Origin of the sequence: Desulfosalsimonas sp., from assembly GCF_046483245.1 — a bacterium.
Classification (GTDB): Bacteria; Desulfobacterota; Desulfobacteria; order Desulfobacterales; family Desulfosalsimonadaceae; genus Desulfosalsimonas.
Map to the genome: position 1 here is coordinate 1 of NZ_JAWODO010000064.1, position 22,054 is coordinate 22,054.

Annotated in this window: 17 protein-coding genes; 8 read left to right on the plus strand and 9 right to left on the minus strand. The window is 55.7% G+C overall.

From position 1 onward, the window contains the following. Positions 1–463 precede the first annotated feature (463 nt). The 4 genes from R6U41_RS06300 (at position 464) to R6U41_RS06315 (ending at position 4,792) form a co-directional block, all read left to right on the plus strand. Positions 464–655, plus strand: a complete 192-nt coding sequence (locus tag R6U41_RS06300) for a hypothetical protein (RefSeq protein ID WP_410268983.1) — start codon at positions 464–466, stop codon at positions 653–655. Positions 656–739: 84 nt separating this feature from the next. Further along, complete coding sequence (locus R6U41_RS06305) at positions 740–1,345, plus strand: TetR family transcriptional regulator C-terminal domain-containing protein (RefSeq protein ID WP_410268984.1); 606 nt, start codon at positions 740–742, stop codon at positions 1,343–1,345. 18 nt (positions 1,346–1,363) lie between these two features. Further along, positions 1,364–3,601, plus strand: a complete 2,238-nt coding sequence (locus R6U41_RS06310) for a molybdopterin-dependent oxidoreductase (RefSeq protein WP_410268985.1) — start codon at positions 1,364–1,366, stop codon at positions 3,599–3,601. Between the two features lie 18 nt (positions 3,602–3,619). Then, positions 3,620–4,792 (plus strand): DUF362 domain-containing protein, encoded by a 1,173-nt coding sequence (locus tag R6U41_RS06315; RefSeq protein WP_410268986.1) that lies wholly within the window; start codon positions 3,620–3,622, stop codon positions 4,790–4,792. A 59-nt stretch (positions 4,793–4,851) separates the two neighbouring features. Here the strand turns inward: R6U41_RS06315 and R6U41_RS06320 are convergent, their stop codons facing one another. From R6U41_RS06320 to R6U41_RS06345, 6 genes are all read right to left on the minus strand, one after another. Next, the gene (locus R6U41_RS06320) at positions 4,852–5,487 is read right to left on the minus strand and encodes a DUF3786 domain-containing protein (RefSeq protein ID WP_410268987.1); all 636 of its coding nucleotides are present in this window, start codon (positions 5,485–5,487) and stop codon (positions 4,852–4,854) included. 93 nt (positions 5,488–5,580) lie between these two features. Further along, positions 5,581–8,847, minus strand: a complete 3,267-nt coding sequence (locus R6U41_RS06325) for an efflux RND transporter permease subunit (RefSeq protein WP_410268988.1) — start codon at positions 8,845–8,847, stop codon at positions 5,581–5,583. Next, positions 8,837–9,997 carry an efflux RND transporter periplasmic adaptor subunit gene (locus R6U41_RS06330; protein ID WP_410268989.1) on the minus strand — a complete coding sequence of 387 codons (1,161 nt, stop codon included), beginning with the start codon at positions 9,995–9,997 and terminating at the stop codon, positions 8,837–8,839. The genes R6U41_RS06325 and R6U41_RS06330 overlap by 11 nt, the downstream gene beginning before the upstream one ends. After that, complete coding sequence (locus tag R6U41_RS06335) at positions 9,994–11,487, minus strand: TolC family protein (RefSeq protein WP_410268990.1); 1,494 nt, start codon at positions 11,485–11,487, stop codon at positions 9,994–9,996. The genes R6U41_RS06330 and R6U41_RS06335 overlap by 4 nt, the downstream gene beginning before the upstream one ends. Positions 11,488–11,565: 78 nt before the next feature. After that, the gene (locus tag R6U41_RS06340) at positions 11,566–14,646 is read right to left on the minus strand and encodes a PAS domain S-box protein (protein WP_410268991.1); all 3,081 of its coding nucleotides are present in this window, start codon (positions 14,644–14,646) and stop codon (positions 11,566–11,568) included. Positions 14,647–14,673: 27 nt separating this feature from the next. Then, complete coding sequence (locus R6U41_RS06345) at positions 14,674–15,144, minus strand: prepilin-type N-terminal cleavage/methylation domain-containing protein (RefSeq protein WP_410268992.1); 471 nt, start codon at positions 15,142–15,144, stop codon at positions 14,674–14,676. A 303-nt stretch (positions 15,145–15,447) separates the two neighbouring features. On the opposite strand from R6U41_RS06345, the gene R6U41_RS06350 reads away from it, so the two are divergent. The 3 genes from R6U41_RS06350 to R6U41_RS06360 are packed head-to-tail and all read left to right on the plus strand — an operon-like array spanning position 15,448 to position 18,646. Beyond that, a complete protein-coding gene (locus tag R6U41_RS06350) occupies positions 15,448–16,224 on the plus strand; it encodes an alpha/beta fold hydrolase (protein ID WP_410268993.1) in 777 nt (258 codons plus the stop codon). 16 nt (positions 16,225–16,240) lie between these two features. Next, the gene (locus R6U41_RS06355) at positions 16,241–17,722 is read left to right on the plus strand and encodes a lysophospholipid acyltransferase family protein (RefSeq protein WP_410268994.1); all 1,482 of its coding nucleotides are present in this window, start codon (positions 16,241–16,243) and stop codon (positions 17,720–17,722) included. A gap of 36 nt (positions 17,723–17,758) precedes the next feature. Beyond that, positions 17,759–18,646 (plus strand): aldo/keto reductase, encoded by an 888-nt coding sequence (locus tag R6U41_RS06360; protein WP_410268995.1) that lies wholly within the window; start codon positions 17,759–17,761, stop codon positions 18,644–18,646. Positions 18,647–18,662: 16 nt separating this feature from the next. On the opposite strand, the gene R6U41_RS06365 is transcribed toward R6U41_RS06360, so the two are convergent. Then, a complete protein-coding gene (locus tag R6U41_RS06365) occupies positions 18,663–19,538 on the minus strand; it encodes a radical SAM protein (RefSeq protein WP_410268996.1) in 876 nt (291 codons plus the stop codon). 262 nt (positions 19,539–19,800) lie between these two features. On the opposite strand from R6U41_RS06365, the gene R6U41_RS06370 reads away from it, so the two are divergent. Continuing rightward, positions 19,801–20,619, plus strand: coding sequence for an indolepyruvate ferredoxin oxidoreductase subunit alpha (locus tag R6U41_RS06370; protein WP_410268997.1), 819 nt, complete (start codon positions 19,801–19,803; stop codon positions 20,617–20,619). Between the two features lie 10 nt (positions 20,620–20,629). Here R6U41_RS06370 and R6U41_RS06375 read toward each other — a convergent pair whose 3' ends face one another. Together R6U41_RS06375 and R6U41_RS06380 are read right to left on the minus strand one after the other, a co-directional pair. Next, complete coding sequence (locus R6U41_RS06375; protein WP_410268998.1) at positions 20,630–21,037, minus strand: nucleotide triphosphate diphosphatase NUDT15; 408 nt, start codon at positions 21,035–21,037, stop codon at positions 20,630–20,632. A 33-nt stretch (positions 21,038–21,070) separates the two neighbouring features. After that, positions 21,071–22,024, minus strand: a complete 954-nt coding sequence (locus R6U41_RS06380) for an alpha/beta fold hydrolase (protein WP_410268999.1) — start codon at positions 22,022–22,024, stop codon at positions 21,071–21,073. Between the last annotated feature and the right edge of the window lie 30 nt (positions 22,025–22,054).

Sequence of the window (22,054 nt, forward strand, 5' to 3'; positions counted from 1 at the left end):
TTCGCATGATGCCGACCCGGTGGCGGTTTGCTCCCTGCTGACCGCTTGCGCGCTCAATGCGACTCGCAAACCACCCCCGGGCCGGCATCATGGCCGACTGTGTGCAAAGTTTCACACCAAGGGAGTGGGAAGGAACACATCCAAGTCTTAAAAGAGTCGTTTTCATGCCCGGTCCCGTGGGCGGCCCGGCAAGAACCCTTCCAAGATAAGATGAGAAGGATGTCCAAGGGCGGGGTCGGTTTTTGAAGCGACATTGAGCGTTTTTGCGTAAAGATTCCAACTTGTTTGAGGAAGGCAGGGCGAGTTTGTCAATTTTAAGCAAAGGCATTTGATCAATCCGCAAAAACGATCAGGAGCGAAAAAGCCGACGCCGACCGCAGGACTTCCTTCCTGACAAATATCGGACGATATAAAAAGCTTTTTACGGTGCCATCAAGATTTATACGAGAAAAACAGGTTTCTGATGACCGCTTCCAGACATGAAAGAATCAAAACCGATCGGGCCATGATTATGGAAATGATCGAGGCTTCCATGGAAAAAGCCCGGGAAAAAGGCCCGCATCCCTTGACCCCCGGATGCAATTGTATGACCTGCGTTATTGCAAAAAAACGCATCCTGTATCCTGACTCCGGCCCCTGGCCCCACCGGCTGTAACATTGCCATAAGAATTTGAAACGCATGGTTTCGGAACCAAATTGCCCTTGACAGTAGACGACCGGTCTACTAACATGCATTGGCATGAAATCCCAGACCCGAAAAACAATCCTGACCCAGGGGGCCCGGCTGGTGTATGCAAAAGGATTCAATCACACGGGCATCGGCGAAATTCTCAAGGCCGCCAACGTCCCCAAGGGCTCATTTTATCATTATTTTGCCAGCAAGGAGGACTTCGGCCTGGCCCTGATCGACCATATGGCCGCCTGGGCGGCTTCAGTGGGCGATGCGGCGCTACACGACCCGGACGCCACACCTCTCACCCGGCTGCGCAACTATTTTCAGGCCTATGCAGACAGGCTTGAACAAAACGGTTTTTATGGCGGCTGCCCGGTGGGCAACCTCTGCCAGGAAATGAGCGATCAAAACGAACGGTTCCGCCAGCGGCTGGAATCCATTCTGGAACAGATGCGCGAAAAAATCGGCCAATGTCTCCTGCAAGCACGGCAGTCCGGTGAAGTAAGCCCGGATATAGACATTGATACAACAGCCGGTTTTATCCTCAGCGCATGGCAGGGTACCCTGCTGCAGGCCAAGGCCTTGAAAAGCGCCGCCCCGTTGGCGGCCTTCAGACAGATGGTATTTGACCGCCTGCTGAAATCCGGCCCGTCCTGTCACGGCCAATCATAAGCAAAAGGAGGGAAACCCATGGGGAAATGGCATAAAACCGGATGTGTGCTGTGCGCCCAGAACTGCGGGCTGGAACTGAAGGTGGAAAACGGCCGCATCGTGCGGGCCCGGCCGGACAAGGACAACCCCCGCAGCCGGGGCTATGTGTGCCGCAAAGGCCTGAATATCGCCTATCACCAGTATCCCAAAGACCGCGTCACCGAGCCCCTGAAAAAAGTCAACGGCCGGTTCGAGCCTGTCACCTGGGACCGGGCCGTGGGCGAAATCGCGGAAAAAATGCAGGCCATTGCCGAAAAACACGGCCCGCAAGGCCTTGCCTACATGGGCGGAAGCGCCCAGGGCGGTCACATGGAGGCTACCTTCGGCCTTACCTGGCTGCGGGCCATGGGCTCGCAGTATTATTATTCATCCGCCGGCCAGGAATTTTCAGACGCATGGTGGCTTTTTGGCCGGATACTGGGCAAGCAGTACAACCTGGCCATCCCGGATGAGCATGCAACCGAGATGCTCGTGGCCTGGGGCTGGAACGGCATGGAAAGCCACCAGATGCCCCGGGCGAGAAAAACCCTCACGGAAATCTCCCGGGATCCGGATAAAATACTTGTGGCCGTGGACCCCCGCAAAAGCAAAACCGCTGCTGCCGCAAACATCCATCTGCCGGTGCGGCCCGGGACCGATGCCCTGCTGCTAAAGGCCATGATCGCCATTATCATAAGCAACGGCTGGGAAAAATCCGATTATATCCGCAATCACGTGGAAGGCTGGGACCGGATCCGGCCCTGGTTTGAAAATTTTGATGACAAAGCAGCCATTTCCGCATGTGAGCTGGAGTTTGAGCCGGTATACGAGCTGTGCCGCCTCATGGTAACCAAAAAATGGTGTGTGCACCCGGACCTGGGGCTTTACATGGGCCGGAAAAACGTTTTGAGCCTTTATTTTCTCATGATCCTGGAGGCGGTGTGCGGCAATTTCATGGTCCGGGGCGGAAACGTGATCCCGGGGTTTGTCGTGCCCATGGGATTTCATGCAGATGAAAGAAACCCCAAAACCTGGCGCACGGCCGCAACCAACATGCCCCCTGCGGCCGCTGGCTCCTTTCCCCCGGCGGTGATGCCCGAGGAAATCCTCTCCGGACAAGCCGACCGGCTTCGGGCCGTGTATGTCAGCGCGGTCAACCCCCTGCGCTCCTATCCCGACACCCGGGCCTATGAAAAAGCCTTTTCCAGCCTGGACCTGCTGGTGGCAAACGACATTGTCATGAGCGAAACCGCCCGGTTTGCCCATTATGTGCTGCCCTGCCGGAGCTTTTACGAATCCTGGGACACCACCTTTTTTCCCAACACCTTCCCTGAAGTGTTTTTGCAGCTGCGCCGGCCGGTGGTCCAGCCCCCGGGATCATGCCTGGAGTCCTCCCAGATCACCACCATGATCGCCGACCGGCTGGGCCTGATTCCCCAAATCCCGGATTCCCTCTACCAGGCCGCCGCAGGCGCCCGGCTGGACTTCGGCGCCCGGCTCATGGAATGGACGGGCAAAGAACCCGCGGCCATGTCCGCCATGCCCTTTGTGCTGGCCAAAACCCTGGGCCGCCAGTGGGATTCCGCGGCCCTGGCCGCCATCTGGGGACTTTTGATGACCGCGCCCAAAGCATTCCGGAAAAACGCAGCACGGGCGGGATTTGAGCCCGGACCGGATCAGGGGGACCGGATCTTTCAGGCGCTGCTCGACCACCCTGAGGGCTTATGGGCGGGGATCGCAGACCCGGATGAAAACATGGACATGCTCAAAACCCAATCCGGAAAACTCGAAATTTTTGTGCCTGAGCTGGAAGATCCGGCAAAGACCCTGGAACCTGAAGCGGAAAAAGCAGAACTTCGCATGCCGCCGGACTTTCCCCTGATCCTGCATGCGGGCCGGCATTTTGACTGCAACGCCAACACCCTCATGCGAAATCCCGAATGGAACAAAAGCAAACGCGACTGCACCGTGGCAGTGCATCCCGATGATGCCGAAGCACTGGGGCTGGAAGACGGCCGGCCGGTGGAAATCACAACAGCGGCGGGCTCGGCCCGGGGGCCATTGCAGATCAGCAAACAGATACGGCCGGGCATGGTGGTCATCCCCCACGGTTTCGGCCTCCAATACGGGGATGAAACCCATGGCATCAACGTCAACAAACTGACGCAAAACACCCACCGCAGCGACCTGGGCACCCCGATCCACAGGTTTGTGCCCTGCAGACTGACTGCGGTTTAATGATGGCGGGGAAAAATCATGTCGCTTGTATCCCTTGTTGAGTGCAGCAGTTACGAAAAAGAGACGATCCGGGGGGCCATTGAAGACAGCCTTTCTTTGATCCGGTTTTCAACCGCGGATTTCAAGGGCGCCCGGGTGGCTGTAAAGCCCAACCTGCTTACCGTGGCAGACGATGACAGCGGGGTGATCACCCATCCGGAGTTTTTCCGGGCCGCGGTGAAAATTGTCAAAGACAATGGCGGCACCCCGGTGCTGGTGGAATCACCGGCCGTGCATTCCATAGACCGGGTGGTCAGGAAAACCGGCTACGGGGCAGTGCTCCAACAGGAAGGGATTTTGACCGCGGATCCTGCAAACGTGCAAACCCTGCATTTTGACGGCGCCCGGCGATATCCCCACATTGATATCGCCAGGGCCTATTTTGACGCGGACTTGATCCTGTGCCTACCCAAATTCAAGACCCATGGCATCACCGGCATTACCGGCGCGGTCAAGTTGTTGTTCGGGGCCATGGCCGGCATGGAAAAATCCAAGATGCACTTGCGCCTGCCCCGGCATTCGGATTTTGCCGATTTTCTGCTCGATCTTTACGGTGCCATGAATTTTGGATTTGACCCGCCCAAACCCCTGGTTCACGTCATGGACGCGGTCTGCGCCCTGGAAGGCGAGGGTCCGGGCCGGGGCGGCCGGCTCAGGCAGTTAAACACGGTGTTTGCCGGTACAGACGGCATTGCCGTGGACTATGCCGCAACCCAAGTGGCGGGCCTGGATTTCAGAAACATCCCCACCATTGTCAACGGTTTTGACAGGGGCTGGGGCGCAAAATCGGCCAAAGACATTGACCTTGTGGGTGAACCCCCGGAAAACCTGCAGGTTGCCGACTTTGTGCCGGCAACCGGGGACTCGCTGTTTTCAAACACATTTCGATGGCCGTTAAACACCCGCACTTTTAAAAACCTGTGCGTGGAGCGGCCCGTGCCAAGTGCGGATTTGTGCACCGGCTGTCTTGAGTGCATGAAAATTTGCCCGGCCGGGGCCATCAGCCCGCCCCAAAGCAAAAAAAAGGCCGTTCCCGCATACGATTACGGCGCCTGTATCCGCTGCTACTGCTGTGTGGAAATCTGCCCGGAAGGGGCTCTGGAAAAAAAGCCGGGCCGGCTTCAGTGGATGTTTGACCGAATGGGCAGGTGATTCCGGGCCTATGATGTTTATGTCACCACCTGCGCCTGACTTTGACCCCTGCCCAAAACCTATACAAGCCCGGAGACGTCCCTGTCTGCGCCCTGCACAAGCCATTGGGCCAGGACCATCCCGATCATGGCAAGGCATTCCATGTCCAGATACTGCGCTGCACGCCGCTGAAACAGCAGGGTGGTGTCTGCGGGAAAATCCTCGTCCGCGTCATTGTATAACAGGCAGACCGGCACTTGCGGCAGCGCCTGAAACCGATAAGACAAATCACAGGAAATCCCCGAATCCCAGGCTTCTCCCCCCAGGCGTGTGCAGGCATTTTCAAGGGCGCTGATCCGCCCGGAAAACGCCTTGGATATGGGTTTTTCAGCCGTATTGCCAAATCCTGTCACATAGGGCGCGGCATCCCTGAAATCCTTATAGGTCACAAGATCGCTGTCCGTGCCCGGATCTTCCGGGCAAAGCAGCAGATATTTGCACAAAATCACGCTCACCGCGTGAGACGGCGCTTTGCCCTGCGGATTGGCGATCCTGTCAGGGCCAATGGTGTAGATTCTGCCGAAAAAAGGCACTTCGACGGCATTGTCTGCCACCCGCACGCCCAGAATTTCCGGCTTGCCGGTCAAATCCAGGGCAGCCACCGCTGCAAGATAATCGTTTAAAATTTTGCCAAAAATGGGGGCTTCTGAGGCCATGTCGCCTTCCTGTATTTTGCTGATTGTTTCTATAGCCGGCTCAAACACTGTGCCGCGCCATGGTCTTTGCAGGTATCTTCAACTCCGCCGGTATCATTGCGGCTTTGCCTGATCCTGTTGTTCCATCTTTGTCCCGTAAACCGCGTAATATGTCACCGGCACCACCAGAAGGGTAAACAGGGTGGAGGCAAAAAGCCCGAAAATCAGGGCCCAGGCCAGTCCGGAAAATATCGGGTCAAGGGTGATGGGCCAGGCACCCAGCGCTGTTGTGGCGGCTGTCAGGACAATCGGGCGCATGCGTATGGCACCGCTGCTGAGTATGGCCTCTTTCACGGCCATTCCTTCTGACAGGGAATCGTGAATAAATTCGATAAGCACCACCGAGTTGCGGATAACAATGCCGCCCAAGGCGATCATGCCGATCATGCTCGTGGCGGTAAAAAACACCAGGTCCTTGTATCCGCCCACCTCGCCGCCGGCCACCATGTTCAGCAGCCAGAACCCGGGCATGATCCCGATCAGGGTCAGGGGAATGGCCATCATGATCAGCACGGGCATGAGAAAGGAATTGGTCTGGAGGATCATGAGGATGTAGATGCCGATCAGGGCGGCGGCAAAGGCAATTCCCAGGTCCCGGAACACCCGGAGCGTGATTTTCCATTCCCCCTCGCCGGCCCATTCCGCACGGATCCCTTCGGCAAGCGGATTGGCGGCAAGCTTTGACTGCATGTCAATGATCGCTTCCGCGGGCGCACGGCCGGCCATTTCAGCGGTCACGTAGACCACGGGCTCAAGATTCTTGTGATAGATGGTCTGCTCGTTTGGTATCCGGCGGACCTCCACGAGTTCGCCAAGGGGCACCATGCGCCCGTCCGAGGTGACCATGGGAATCCGGTTCAACCCGGATATGCTGCTGCGTTGAACCCGGGGCAGAACCATTTTCACGTGCAGGGCCTGGCGCTCCTGGTCTTGGTGCACGCGTGCCGGCCTGGCCCCATGAACAGCCATGCGAAGGGTCTCGATCACGGCCCCGGCAGATACCCCGTGCAAGGCCGCCTTTTCCCGGTCCAGCACAAAATCGTAGCGGTCGTGGGCCGATTCGGTCATGTCGTCGATATCCACCAGGGAAGGCTCCCCGGCCATGAGCTGCTTGACGGGTTCGGCCGCGGCGATCAGCTCTTCATAGGACTTATCCGGGCTTCCGTACAGCTCGGCCACAATGGTGGCCAGAACAGGAGGGCCCGGAGGCACTTCCACCAGCTTCATGGCGGCACCGTTTTTTTCAGCAATCTCCATGAGGTCATTTCGCAGGCGCAGGACAATGCCGTGGCTTTGCATCTCGCGATTTGCCTTCAGGGCCAGGTCCACGCGGATATCGGCTTGGTGGGGCTGGCTGCGCAGATAGTAATGCCGGACCATGGCATTGAAATCCATGGGCGAATGGGTTCCCACGTAAGCGGTGTAATTGGTGACCTCGGAAACGCCGCGCAGGTATTTTTCAAAATCGCGCACCGCCGCGTCCGTGGCTTCCAGGGGAGTTCCCTCTGGCATGTCAATGATGATCTGGAATTCGTTTTTGTTGTCAAAAGGCAGCATTTTTAGCGGAACCATGCGAAAAAGCACCAAAAGCATGGACAATACCAGCAGGACAATGATTGTGATCAAAAGCAGCCATCGCCGGATGCGGGATTCAAGAAACGGGGCGGCAATCCGCCTGTAAACCCTGAAAATCCAATCCGGGGTGCCCTGCTGCACGTCCCCGGGCTCTTTTAAAGCCGCCGGGTCCCGGGGGCCTGCAGCCGGATGGTTGCGCAAAAGCAGGTGGGTCATCCAGGGCACCACTGTCAGGGCCGCCAGGGTGGAAAAAATAACCGTCAGGGGAACGTTGACAGACATGGGCGCCATGTAGGGGCCCATCATCCCGGTGATGAAAAAAAGCGGCGCAAAGGAAATGATAATGGCCACAGTCGATATGAGCACCGGGGGCAGCACTTCCTGTACGGCCAACAGCGTGGCCCTAAACGGGTCCCGTTTTCCCATGAAAATGTGACGCTGGATGTTGTCTACATTGGTGATCGGGTCATCAACCACCAGGCCAAGGGACAAAATCAGGGCAAAAAGGGTCACCCGGTTGATGGTATAGCCGAGCATATAATTGCAGAACAGGGCCAGGCTGAAGCTTATGGGAACGGCCAGGGCCACGACCAGCGCTTCGCGCCGGCCCAGGGCAAAAGCGAGCAGCACCACAACCGTGGCAACCGCGAAAAACAGGGAACTGAGCAGGCTGTTGACTTTTTCCTGGGCGGTGTAACCGTAGTCCCGGGTGACCTCAACCCGGACGTCATCCGGGATAACGCTTTTTTTGAGCCGGTCGAGCTCCGCCAGGATGCTTTGGGAAACATCAACGGCATTGGTCCCCTCCTTTTTGGCAAGGGTCAGGATCACTGCCGGGCTGGTCAGGGGACGGTCCTGGTGCTCGTGGGCTTTTCTGTGCCGATGGGAATATCCAATGCGCGTGTAGCTCGATACTTCTGCCGGGCCGTCGGTTATACTGGCAATATTTCTCAGGTAAACCGGCCGCCCCTCGTGCACGCCGACCACCAGGTCCCGCACCTCCCCGGCGGAACGAAGAAAAGAGCTGGCCGTCACGGTAAAATTCTGGTTATGCCGGTCTATATCGCCTGCCGCAATCGCGGCATCAGCACCCTGAAGGGCCCGGTTGACCGCCATCAGAGAAACATTATACCCGTTCATCCTCCCCGGAAGCAGCTCCACCCGGATCTCTCTCTGCCGGCCGCCGACAATATCGGTTCTGGAAATGTTTTCCAGCTTTGAAAGCCGCCAGAGAACCTCCTCGCCGATGCGCCGCAGCTCGTGATCATCATAGCGATCCGAATGCAGACAGAGATTGACCATGGGCACATCGTCGATCTCCACAGGCTTAATGGTCCACCCCTTGACAATGGGCGGCACCCGGTCGCTGTGCATGGTGATCTGATCATGGAGCTTGACCAGCGATTCCACCGAGTCCTCGCCCACGTGGAACCGGACCGTGACAATGGCCATGCCGCGGCGGGAAATGGAATAAACGTATTCCACCCCGTCGATATGCCAGAGCAGCTGTTCCAGGGGGGTGGCCACCAGCTTTTCGACTTCCCCGGGACCTGCGCCCGGCGCCTGGACATATATATCAGCCAGGGGCACCACGATCTGGGGGTCTTCTTCACGCGGGGTGAGCATTATGGCGGCCGCACCCAGGCAAAGGGAGATCACCAGGACGATGACAGCCGGGGTGCCGGAAAGAAACGGCCTGACAAGACCCGGTATCAGTCCGGAAGGTTCCTGCCGGTTATCGGCCATTGTTTCCCGACTCCTCTATGAGCAGGCTTTCATTGCCGCTCAGCCCGGAAAGCACCTCCACCCGGTCGCCATGAAGTTTTCCGGTTTTGATGTAGCGCCGCTGACAGCGGTCTTTGGTTTTCACCGTAACCAGCTCCAGCTGCCCGACCCGGCGTACGGCATTTTGGGGAATCAGGATCACTGAGATGTCCATGTACGGGATCAGCAATTTGCCGTACATGCCGGGACGGGCGTCCCAAAGTTCCGGCAGGTCCGCCTTGACCGGAAACGTCCGGGTCCGGGGATCAACAGCGGGAACCACTTCGGCAATCACCGCCTCCACCGTCCTTCCGGCGGCAGACAGCCGGACATTGCGCTCGTCTCCGGGCCGGACCGTGTTCATCAGACCTTCGCGCACATTGGCTTCGAGCTGCAGTCCGCCCGCGGCATGGAGAACCAGCAAGGGCTTTCCGGGCGCCGCCATGTCTCCGGGATCAACAAAACGCTTTAAGATACGGCCGTCTGCCGGTGCGCGGATCTCGGTGTAGCCCAGGGCAATTTCAGCCTCCCGGACCATTTCTTTGGCCAGTTTCACCCCGGATTTTGCACCGGAAAGGGCTTTGCTGGAGCGCTCCAGAGCCGCTTTGGCCCGGAGAAATCTCGCCCGCGATTCTTCCATGTCCTGTTCTGTGGCAGCCCCGGATTTGTAAAATTTTTTTATCCGGTTGTAATCCGACTCTGCCCGGGCAAAAGCGGCCTGCGCTGAATTCACCGCCTGGGCGGCCTCCCCGCGCCGGGAAATGGCCGTCTGCAGCTGCTGTCTGGCCTGGGAGAGCCGGGAGTCAAGCCGGTCATCGTCTATTCTGACCAGCAGATCCCCTTTTTTCACAACATCACCGGCCTGCACCCGCACCGCCATTACCGGACCCGTCACCCGGGGTTCGATTTGGGCCTGGTTTTTGGAAACCACCGTGCCCACAGCCTCGTACCATTCGGTCACGGTGGTGAGTTCGGCCCGGACGACGGCGCCATCCGGACAAGCGGCGGCTTTTTCCGGGGCGATTTTGCCGGGGGCGATCTTATCCCCGGAAAAAAGCCAGATCAGCAGGATCACCCCTACCGCTGCTGCCAGACCTGCGCCGATACTCATGTAAATGTGTTTTTTCTTCATCGCGGCTGCATCTGCAAAAAAGGTTTTCTTTCCTGACTGGCCCATAAACCCATGGCCCGGGCCGCCTCTGCCCTGGCCTTGATCTTGTCATACCTGGCCGCAGTGGCCCGGATCCGGGCCCGGCGCCGGTCGAGCTCGGCCTCCAGATATCGGGTGATGGTCACCGCACCGCCCTGGTAATGCTCCCGGACAAGACGGAATGATTCCTGCGCGCTTTGCGCGCTTTGCTTTGCCACCTCGTGGCGGGCTGCGGCATCCTCAATATTGAAATAAGCGCGCCTGACATCGTGCTGCACTTCAAGCAGGGTTTTTCTGTCTGCGGCAAGAAGCTCATTTACCCGGGCCCTTGCCCTGGAAATCCGGGCCGGGCGGGAAAACCCGGTAAACAGATCCCAGTTGAGCACAACAGCTGCGGTCCAGTTTTCCCGGTCCAGGTCATATTCCATGTTTGGATCATCCACATAATAGCTGGCCATCAAATCAAGGCTGGGCAGGTAAGACGCTCTTGCAGCCGCCAGTGCATATCTGGATTTCACCACTTGCTGACGAATCCGGGCCAGTTCGGGCCGGCTTTGCAGGGCCTCTTGAAAGCCGGCTGCATAGGATGCCGGCAGTTCCGGGATACCGGCATCCGCACCCGCAAAGACATTATCGTCGCCTGTGAGTGCAGAAGCTTCCAGCCCCATGAGATTGGCCAGGGCGGCGGCGGTGAGTTTGCACCGGTTCCGGCCGGTTATGAGCTGCTCCCGGGCCCGGGACAGCCGGGCCTGCAAGGACAGAATATCGGATTTGAGCACGGCACCGCCCTCATAGCGGACCTGCATGCTCTGGAGCTGCCTGGCTACGGTGTCCACTGATTGCCGGGCAATCCGGACAAAATCCCGGGCCGCCAAAACATTGTAAAACGCGCGAATCACCTCTGCCACGAGCTTGTTTTGCACCTCTGCCCGGCCAAGCTGTGAAATATCCACATCAATGCGGGCCATCTGCAGCTCCAGGTAGTCGCTGCCGCCGTTAAACAGGTTCATCTGTGCGTTGAGCCCGGATTCAAAGTTTTCAAACCAGCCCGGATCATTGAAATTTGCGAAATTTGCATCAGTCGGCAGCATGCGCTGATCGATCTTTTTAAAAAAATAGGCCGACGGGGCATCGCCCTGCATGTATTCGGTGTAAAGGGAAGCTTTGGGCCAAAACGCGGTTTCTGCCAGCGAGAGCATGGCCCGGCTCTGCTCGGTCCGCCAGGCGGCCTGCACCAGGTCCGGATTGTTGTTTAAGGCGGTTTCAAGGGCGAAAGAAAGCGTGAGCGGAAATTCAACCGGGCTGTGCGAATCCCGGGGATCCGTCTTTTCCGCCCCTTGTCCCGGCGGCCCGGGAATTGTACGGTGGGCATATTCAGAGGCGATGTTCTCGTAGGAATAAGAAGTAAAAAAACCACACCCGGCCAAAGCAAGGCAGATCAGGGATATAAATAGAAAAAACGTCTTTTCCATTTTAAATATATACCCAAATTCAAACAGGGTGTCAAACCGCAATCAGCCTCAAACACGCCCCCCTGATGCGATTTTTTGTCACTGCTCTTTTTCTGAATCAAGCATATCCCGCACAGATTTGGACAATTCTTTATATCCCAGCGGTTTTTGAATGTACTGTAAACGACTGCTTTGACATGCACTTGACTCCGTATTGCTGGCACCGTGAAAACCGCTGGCGATCAGGACCGGAAGATCGGGCCGCATGGCCATCATCGCCGAGGCAAGATCATCGCCATTGATCCCGGGCATATTTTTGTCGGTAAGGATAAGATCATATGCATCCGGCTGTGCCCGGAAAGATTCAAGGGCTTTGTCCGGCCGGCTGAAAGTTTCAACCTGATACCCGAGCCTTTCCAGCATTGCCCTGCCCACAGAAAGGATGGATTCTTCATCATCTACAAGCATGACGCGCTCTTTTCCGGACAAAACAGCATAGTCATTGCTTTCCCCGGTATCCCGCATCGTCTCCTGATGGACCGGAAAATACAGATCCACAGCCGTTCCTTCCCCCTGACGACTCCGAATATCAATACAGCCGCCGATTTTTTCCATGATCCCATGCACCACGGAAAGCCCCAGACCGGTGCCTTCCCCCGTAGGCTTTGTTGTAAAATAAGGATCAAAAATCCGCGGCAGATCCCGGGCATTGATGCCGCAGCCATTGTCCGCCACGGTAAGCCTTAACCACTGCTCGCATGGTGCCTGCACAGTATCGGCTGATTTGAGAAGATGTGCCGGCAGAGACAACCCGTATTTAACCTCAACACGAAGAATCCCTGCTTCTTTTACCTGCATGGCATGGTATGCATTGGTGCACAGATTCATCACAACTTGATGGATCTGGGTGGGATCAGCCATGATCATTTTTGTTTGATCTTCGTAATCTTCTTCTATCCGGATGCCGGCCGGAAAAGTGGCCCGAATCAGTTTAAGGGCTTCCTTTACCAGCGGAATGAGTTCCACAGGTTGTTTTTCCTGCAAGTCCTGGCGGCTAAAGGTCAAAATCTGTTTGACCAAACCGGCTGCACGATTGGCGGACTGAAGCACTTGCTCAAGCATGGGCAGCGAGGAGTCAGAGCTTTGTGAATACATGATCGCAAGTTCTGTATATCCGATAATCGCCATCAGGATATTGTTAAAATCATGAGCAATCCCGCCGGCCAGAGTTCCTATGGCCTCCATTTTCTGCGCCTGCTGGAGCTGTTTTTCCAGGGTTTCGTTTTCTTCTCTGACTTGTTTTAATTCTGTAATATCCTGTATTAAATCAATATAAAATTTCGGATCACCGGCCGAATCCCGAATCAGGGAATGACTGGCCATTGCCCAGAGGATCCGTCCATCCTTGCGGATGTAGCTTTCTTCCATGAAACCCGTTTTTCTTTTGCCGCTTTTGAGTTCCCGGTATAAACGGGCAACCGCTGCTTGGCTGTCTGATGACAGCAGATCTGTGGAAATTTTTCCCAAAAGTTCTTCCGCATCATATCCCAGCATGCGGCACAATGATGGATTTGCCGTTATAAGCCTGCCCCGGGCATCAAGAAGCGCTATTCCGGCCGCAGAGTTCTCAAATATGCTGCGGAACTTATTTTCGCTTTCCAGAAACCGGGAAAGAGAATGGAGATTGGAAAGACTGACACTTAACTCGTCTGCGATCGGTCCCAGAATTTCTTCTGTATTTTCCGGTATTGTTTTCGCCTGATATTTGAAAATAATCATAATACCAGCCAGCTGATCGGCAAACTGCAAAGGCAGGCAAGCGGCAAATTCCGCCCCGACCGCTACAGCAAACGTGGATTGGCAATCCTCAGATCCGGTCTTCTTTAGGCTTGCCCCCCCGTCAGAATCCAAGGAAAACTGACATTTTTCAATCAGCCCCTGTTGCTGCTCCCGGGAAAGTCCAAGACTGCCGCTCCCCATAAACTCTCCGGAACCCGGTGAATACCAGCCCACGAATCCGCCATCAAAATCCAGGTGACGACAGATGGATTCAAGCGCCTTATCAGCCAGTTGCCGGGGATCTATGGTGGAGGCCATGTGGCGTCCAATTTCCGCGTTGAGTTTTAATTTGTCGAATTGACTCGCCAGCTGAGTACCCATTCGGTTAAAAGCATCTGCAAGCTCCTCAAATTCATCTCCGCTGGAAATTTCTGCCTTTGTGTCCAATTTCCCTTCAGCAAAACTTCGGGTGGTTTTTTTGAGCTCCGCCAGGGGCTGAAGGCTGCGGCGGATCCCGATGGTGCTTATCAGAAGAACAATCAACAGACTCAAAAGGGAAAACAAAGGGTACAGAATCTTAAAGTCTTTAAGCGATGTTCGGATATCGTCCCGGGACTGGCTCAAAACGACTGTCCAGCCGGGCTCCGAGAACTGGCCTTCAAGGAAAAGATTGCGGCTGACAGCCACATGATCCTCACCGTCATAGCGCCAGTCGATTCTGCCGCTGCCATCCTGCAAAGCGCTTTTTGCAAGCCGTTTCAAAGTTTCTTCTTTGGGGGAGCCACCTCCTGAGGCAATCAAAAGGCGGTCATGGGAATCCAGGACAAACAGGTGTGTCATCGGGGGCAGCAAACGCATTGACCCGACGCCCCAGAGATATTCATGCGCAATTCTTCCAAAAAGAAGACCCTTATCGGGATTTTTGGCAACCACGGGAACGACCATGTAAAATAAAGGCCGGCCGCCGGAAGACGCCTGCCTGAGCAACACGGTCTTGCCCTGCCTGATCATCCTGGTTTGTTTTTCTGAAAGCTCAGGCCGGTTTTGGATTTTCCCGTAAACCGGGATGGCAGATGAGCCGTTCCGGAACATAATACCGGTAAAACGGTCGTAGGCCCGCCCCTTTAAAAAATTTTCCACATGGGCTGAAAAATCATCAGGCCCAATGCCCCCTGGCGGCAGGCGGGAGGAAATCAGGTTTAATTCAGCCCTCAGAAACAAAAGTCTTTCGTAAATGGAAAGGCTTGTGGTTCTCACCTCCTGGTGAAGACGGTGAAAATACTGGTCATCCAGCTGACGGCCCACATGGTGATAAGAATAGATAAAAATCAGGGAAACAGGTATGATAATACAAACCAGAAAGAGCAGGAAAATACGCTGAGAAAATCTCGAGTTAAGCATCCGGAATTTCAATGACTTTTCTATTGTTTAATAATACTTTGCCAAGCCCACATACCCGCCGTTGTTCGCGCGTATCACGTCGTCCTGGCTGGCTTTTGCCGTAAGTGGCGTCACGCTTCTTCCGTCCCGGCCCATGCTGTATAGATCAAAGTCAGAGTTAATCGGCACCAGGGACCGATCCTTGCGCAGCTTACCTGGACTCGAGCCCTGCACCGGCATGTATTGGTAAGGGTTTCCCCACGGATCGATCATCCCCCCTGCACCGGCCTCGGATAAGTTGTCCGGCCATCGCCCCTCTGAAGCATTGAAAGCCAATATGCTTTTTTCTATATTTTTTATTTCCGCAACAGCCCTGGCAATCCTTGCCTTTTCTATATAAGACATAAAATTCATGGCAGCAATGCTCGCTAATATGCCCACTATGGCAATAACGATCATTAATTCAATCAGGGTCAATCCCGTATGATCATTTATCTTTCTGAAACGCAAAACCAGCAAGCTCCGTTTTCCTTCAGAAAAACTCTCTTGTAAACCATATATTGATTTTCAGTGCGCATATTCCCACTATCCAGATAACCAGATAACCAGTGAAACTTCAAACAGGAAGCGATTTGCGGAAAGCTGAATTCTCAGACACCATCATATTATCTATCGGCGAAAAACCAAAATAATTTAACAAAATTTTAAAATTTCCATAATAATGCGCTTATGTGTTATTTCCCATCAACCATGTCACGTGCTATATTTAATTGATCGCTTGCTGACGAAAAAGTGTTTAATATCACCAGGAGACAATCCAACATGCGCCTTTTGGCCATAGTGCTTTTGCCGGTCCTGCTGGTTGCCGCCTGCGAAAATTCCGCGCAAAACCATACACGGCAGTCCCGGCAGCAAAACGCGCCTGAAAAAACCGTGATCCTCGTGCATGGGTATGCAAAGGACGCAGATGACATGCAAAGCCTTGCCGGCTTTCTTGACAAGCGCGGGTACCGGGCCATTTCCGTTGACCTGCCCCTTACCTTTGATCACGTGAACGAGGCGGCAGAGGTTTTTGCCAAACAGGTGGAGAAAATTTTATCCGAACTGCCGGACAACGCGTCTGTGGCCATGGCCGGACACAGCACCGGCGGGCTGGTGATCCGTTATTTTCTGGCCCACAGCCAGAATTACAAACAGGTGAGCCATGCCGTGCTCATTGCCACGCCCAACCAGGGAAGCGCGCTTGCCGATATCGCCGGAGATGTCTCAGAGCTGCTGGTGGAAACCTTTGCCACCCTTGAATCTCTTCAGCCGGAAAACATCCCTGAACTGGGCCTGTCAGATCCCGATGAAACCAGAATCGGCGCCATTGCCGGAAACAAGAGCACCATAGCCCTGGGCCGGCTCCTGGAAAAGGAAAACGACGGCCGGGTTGAAGTAGAATCGGTCTGCTATCCCGGACTCGACGATTTTGTTGTGGTGCCCTATCATCACAATCAGATCCATCATAGGAAGGAAACCGCTGAACTGGTGATCCGTTTTCTGGAAACCGGGTCATTTGAAAAACAGCCCGATTCGGACACCGGTTCCAAAAACTGATTACGGCTTTGCTGATATGAAACTGTATCGTGTGATTGTATGGCTGCTTCGCGTTTTCAGCCGTCTTTATTTTATCGAGGTCCGCAGCCAGGGCCCGGAGCGCATCCCCGGCTCCGGGCCGGTGATCCTGGCGGCCAACCACCCCGCCTCCGTACTCGATGCCATCCTGCTGGCCGTTGAGACCCGGCGCCAGATCCATTTTCTGGTGCGAAGCAGCCTGTTTCAAAACCGGTTCGTGAGCGGCCTGCTCTATCAGCTCGGGGCCATTCCGGTCTACCGCTCCCACGAAACCCGGGATTCCGGAAAGCGCAACATGGCTGCGTTTGACAAGGTTTACGAACTGTTTGAAAGGGGCGGCTGCCTGGGGCTGTTTCCGGAAGGGAAAAATTCTCCGCCCGGACAGGTGGCCGAACTGCGCACGGGCGGGGCCAGAATGGCCCTTGGCGCAGAAGAGCGCAACAACTACCGGCTCGGTCTGACCATCGTGCCGGTGGGCCTTAATTACGAGCACAGGGAATTGTTCATGTCTTCTGCACTGCTGCGCTTCGGCCCGCCTCTGCGGGTGTCGGATTACGCCCGCATGCACAAGATTGATCCGGAAACCGCCGTCCGGCGGCTAACCGCGGATCTGCAGGAATCGCTGCGGCAGCAGGCCATGCACGTGGAAGACCAGCAGGTGGACAAACTGGCCAAAGACCTGGCAGAAGCCCTGGATTACAGACTGGAACCTCTTGCCGCAGATGAGCCGGCATCTGACACGCAACAGGCAAAACCCGGGTCACGGATCAAACAATGGGTGTGGAAACTGCTGGAATGGTACAGGCCCGATCCGGCCGCAGGCGCCGACCCCTTTGAAACCCGCGAAAAAACCCGCAAGCAAATCAGTGCAATCCTGTTAAGGGCCGCCGTGCGCAACTCTTCGGCCATTGCCCCGCTCCGGCGCCAGGTGGACCGGTACCAGGACCATCTGCGCCAGGCGGAGCTGAGCCATGCCGTCAAAAGACTGCTCAACAAGCCGCTTCACCAGCGGCTCATCCGCCTGCAAATGACGTTTTACGCCATCGCCATGGCCCCGGTGGCCCTGTTTGGCCTGGTGCACAACATTGTCCCGTACATGTTTACAAAATACACCGCCCGGCTTGTCAGACAGGAACCCATCCGGGCCTTTGCCTACTTCGGGGTGGGATTTCTGGCATTTACGGTCACCTATGCCGCCTTTGGGTTATGGCTGTGGTATTTTGTTGGCATGACCTGGAAATGGGCACTTACCTACCTGGCCCTGTTGCCGCCGGCCGGATTTGCCGCCCTGCACTACAGGCGAAATATTCTTGTATACCGCGACAGGATTCTGGTGCGCACTTTTTTCTGGAACCAGGAGGAACTGCTCAGGCTCCTGCGCCGGGAGCGACAAGAGGTGATCCATCTTTTCAGGGAACTGGAAGCCGATCTGCGCACAGATGCCGATCCATATGCGTCTGCCGGGGACACGGAAACATGATTGGATCCATCTTTGGAAAAGCCGTTTGCGGCATTCATGAAAAACAAAAAAGGGATCTATGAAGCCATGGGAAAAAACCCGATACAGACAAACCCGTTTGGAACAGCCCCGCAGGCGGTCACCCGCGTAGGCCTGGGCGGCGAAGGCGTGCTCAGAACCACCGGCCGGTTAGAAGAGGCCGGCGAAGTCATTGATGCCGCTTGTTTGCAGGGCATCATCTATTTTGACAGCGCACGGGTTTATTCAGACTCCGAGCTTTATTACGGCAGGAAATGGAAATCAGACCCAGAACAGCGAAGCCGTGTTTTTCAGACCAGCAAGTCCGCATCCAGGGACAAAAAGGGCGCGCAAAAAGATCTCGAAGAAAGCCTGAAGCGGCTTGAAACCGATTATCTGGATCTCTGGCAGATCCATGACGTGCGCACCATGCAGGATATGGAAGCCATTGATGGACCGGGCGGCGCACTTGAAGCGTTTCTGGAAGCCAGGCAGCAGGGAAAAGTGCGCTTTATCGGAGTGACCGGACACCACGACCCGGATGTCCTGACCCGGGCGGTACGGCAATGGCCCGTGGATTCGGTGATGATGCCGGTCAATCCGGTTGAGGAGATCCTTGGCGGTTTTCTCACCCAAACACTTGCCGCAGCCCTGGAGAAAAACACCGCTGTCATCGCCATGAAGATACTGGGAGCGGGCCATTACGTTGCCCCGCACCTGGGGGTGACCCCTGAACTGCTGCTGCGCTATGCCCTTGGCAAACCAATAACAGTTGCCATAGTGGGATGTTCAAGCATCACCGAAGTCAAAACCCTGGTGGATGCCGGATCCAACGCGCAACCCCTTGAAAAGATCGAATTGGAAAAACTTCTCGCCCCTTTCAGGCAAAACGCCCGGCAGCTGGCATTTTACCGCGGGGTGGTATAAAACCTTTGCACATGAATTACTCGGATCCCACAAAAAAAGGCCGAAAACTGCCTTCCGGGCGCCTGAGACAATCGTCTATGCGATGCAGCAGACGGAGCCTGTCTTCGGGCAGTTCACCCGAAAGATTGACATAGTTGGTGTAATGGTCGCTTCGCAGGCTTGTGGCTGTTTCCAGATTTTCCAGAAGAAGCCGGGTTTCGCTGAGCACTTCGTGCGGGCCGGCCATGACAAAATCGCCTTTCTCCACCTTTCGCAAAAGAGGCGTTCCCTGCTTGGGCACAAAGGTTCGCAGCCGCACGTATTCCGGGGCGATTTCATTTAAGGCAGAGGCTGTTTCCAGGGCATGCTCCCGGCTCAACTCCCTTGCCCCGATTCCCAGCATCACATAGGAACTGTTTTCAATACCGGCCTTTTTCAGCAGCCGGCCGGCCCGGATCTGCTCTTCACGGGTGGCCCCTTTCCGGATATCGGCCAGCACCGCATCGCTTCCGCTTTCAAGCCCCACGTGAATCCGGCTTAAGCCGGCCGCGGCAAGACGCCGCAGATCTTTTTCCCCCTTTTCCAGGATATACCGGGACGATCCGTACACGGTCATGCGCCGGACCTCCGGGAAAATCCGGCAAGCGGCCCGGAATATGGCCTCAAGAATGTCGGTGGGCGCGGCAATCGTGTTTCCTGCAGGAAAAAAAATCGTTTGAATGCGGCTGCCGTACTGCGCTCTTGCAGCCTCAAGGTCCTCAATGACCTCGGCGGCCGGCCGGACCCGGTATTTCGGGCCTTTTTTGTAAACCATGCAAAAGGTGCACCGGTTGTGGGGGCAGCCCACAGTGGCCTGGATCAGCAGGCTGTCGGCCTCGGATGGGGGCCTGTATATGGGTCCTTCGTAGCGCATTTCAAAACTTCCTTTAAAATTGACCTGTCAATAACCGGTCAACCCATAAATAGTTCTCAACTCCCGGATCGTCAACCCGCAGGCCGGAAACAGCAAAGGCAGACGCGGCTTAACAGATGGCGCCACAAGCCTTTGGCTGTTTACAGATGGCAGGATAAAGGCTATAGGACTTGTTTTGCCCTGAAGCAGAAAAACGCAATACAGTCTGCAACCCTTTTGAGAGAAGACCGGAACCCACTGGAAAATCCGGAAAAAGCAGCCAATGGCCAGTCCTTACGCAATACGCAAACTTATCAACAAAATATACGCAACCCGGTTTTTCTGGTCCGGGCTAACGCGTTACCGCGTGATCGGATGGCTGATCGAGCGGATGTTTTTTAAAAACGACGATGTGGTGTTTCTGCCCAAAGACTCTGTATTTGCCATCAATGAAACCATCGCCCCGCCCGAAAGCCTTGCGGTGCCTTCCGGGGTGGTGGAACATTTCATCAGGGCGGCCGGCGTGATATGGATCATGGATTTTTGTATCTGCCGGGACTCGGAAGGGTGCAAAGATTATCCGGTTGAATACGGGTGCATTTTTCTGGGCGCGGCCGCAGGCGGAATCAACCCGGCTTTCGGCCGGCGGGCCACCGCGGAAGAAGCCATCGCCCATGCCCGCAAATGCCGCGAAGCCGGCTTGGTGCAAATGATCGGGCGCAACCGCATTGATACGCTCTGGTTAAATATCGGCCCGCCCGGCAAACTCATGACCATCTGCAACTGCTGCCCCTGCTGCTGCCTCTGGCAGACGCTGCCATACATGCACCCGGATATCAGCAGGAAAATATCCCGCATGCCGGGCATTCAAATGGAAGTGAACGATAACTGCACCGGCTGCGGAATTTGCACAAACGGCACCTGCTTTGTAAAGGCCATCCATATCCACAACGGCTGCGCAGTTATTGACCAGAGCCAGTGCCGGGGCTGCGGCCGCTGCGCAGCTGTCTGCCCCCGCCATGCCGTGTCCATGGTTGTCAAAAATCCCGCATTTATCCAAAACGCCATCTGCCAGATATCCAGATCAGTGGATATCAGGTGAGAATTTCGCCCTACTTCGGAACAAATCCTGTTTCAAGCAAAGAGGCAAGGGGCGGGAACAAGGGCCGGGGCAGATCAGACCAGTCAAACCAATTCCAGGCTGCACACCGGGCGGGCTCGCAAATTTTTGGCTCACCGCTGTAGCTGCGGGCGCTCACAAAAAGGGTGACATAATGCTTGCCCTCTTTCGGAAACACATCACTGGTATACGGCCCGCGGGTGATGGAATGGATGCAAAGCCCGGTTTCCTCCATTACCTCCCGCGCAGCACAGTCCTCCACGGTTTCCCCGTACTCCAGGTGTCCGCCGGGCAGCGCCCAGGTTCCGGCCCCGTGTGTGCCCTTGCGCCTGCCGAGCAGAACAAGACCATTTCGAAGCACAATCACCCCGACGCCCACCATGGGCATGTTTGATTTCATCACCCGCCTTTTTGCTATCGCCCTGATAATCGCTTATTCACATAAAAACCTGCGGGCATCCCTGGCTGTTCTGCTTGGGAACTCTTCCATGGGCACATGTCCCGCCCCGGGATAAGTGATGACCTGAAGATCGGAGACATCGTTTTTCCATTTTTCAACATGTGCCGGCGGCACCCAGCGATCCCTTTCCCCCCACATCAGCAGCACAGGCACGGAAATTTGCTTTATCTTTTCACCCGGATCAAACCCGTCAGCCTTTTCATTCATGGCCCGGAAGATCTCCACCATTGCCCTGCGGTTACCGGGCCTGAGCAGCAGTTCATGGTAGCGGTTCACCACGGATTCAGAGACCAGATCAGGATTTCCGTATGCACTTCGCACATTTGCGGCAATCATAAACCTGGGCGCCCAAACCCGGGCGATGCCGCCCACCACCGGCAGACTCACCCGCTTTATCACGTCCGGAGGCTCCTGCGGGTATCCGGCAGGAGCAATCAGGATCAGCTTTTTGACCTTATCCGGATGCTGCACTGCATAATTCCAGGCCATGAACCCGCCAAGGGAGTTGCCCGCCAGATAGAACCGGTCAAGGGCCATGGCATCCACAAATGTCTCCAGAAAATCCAGCAGCCCCTGCTCGGTGTGTGCAAATCCGGGCACCGGACCTGTCAGACCATTTCCGGGTGAGTCCACGCGTATGATCCGGAAACCGTCCCGAAGCTCGCCTGCCCAGCCGTCCCAGGTGTGAAGCGACGCCATGGCGCCATGAAGCAGCAGCAGAGGCGGGCCGCTTCCCTCCTCCCGGAAGTGAACCCTTGCCCCGTTTATCTCCATAAATTGGGAGTTCTCATTGGCATATTTCTTTTCCAGCTCATCAGCCGGGACGGAGCGAAACCCCGGCTTGGCGCATCCCTGAAAAACCGGTGCACACAAAAGCAATAGCAATAAAAACAAGCTGAAAAATTGAGGGACCTGGCTGTAATGCATGATACATCTCCATCAATTCCTGCAAAATCG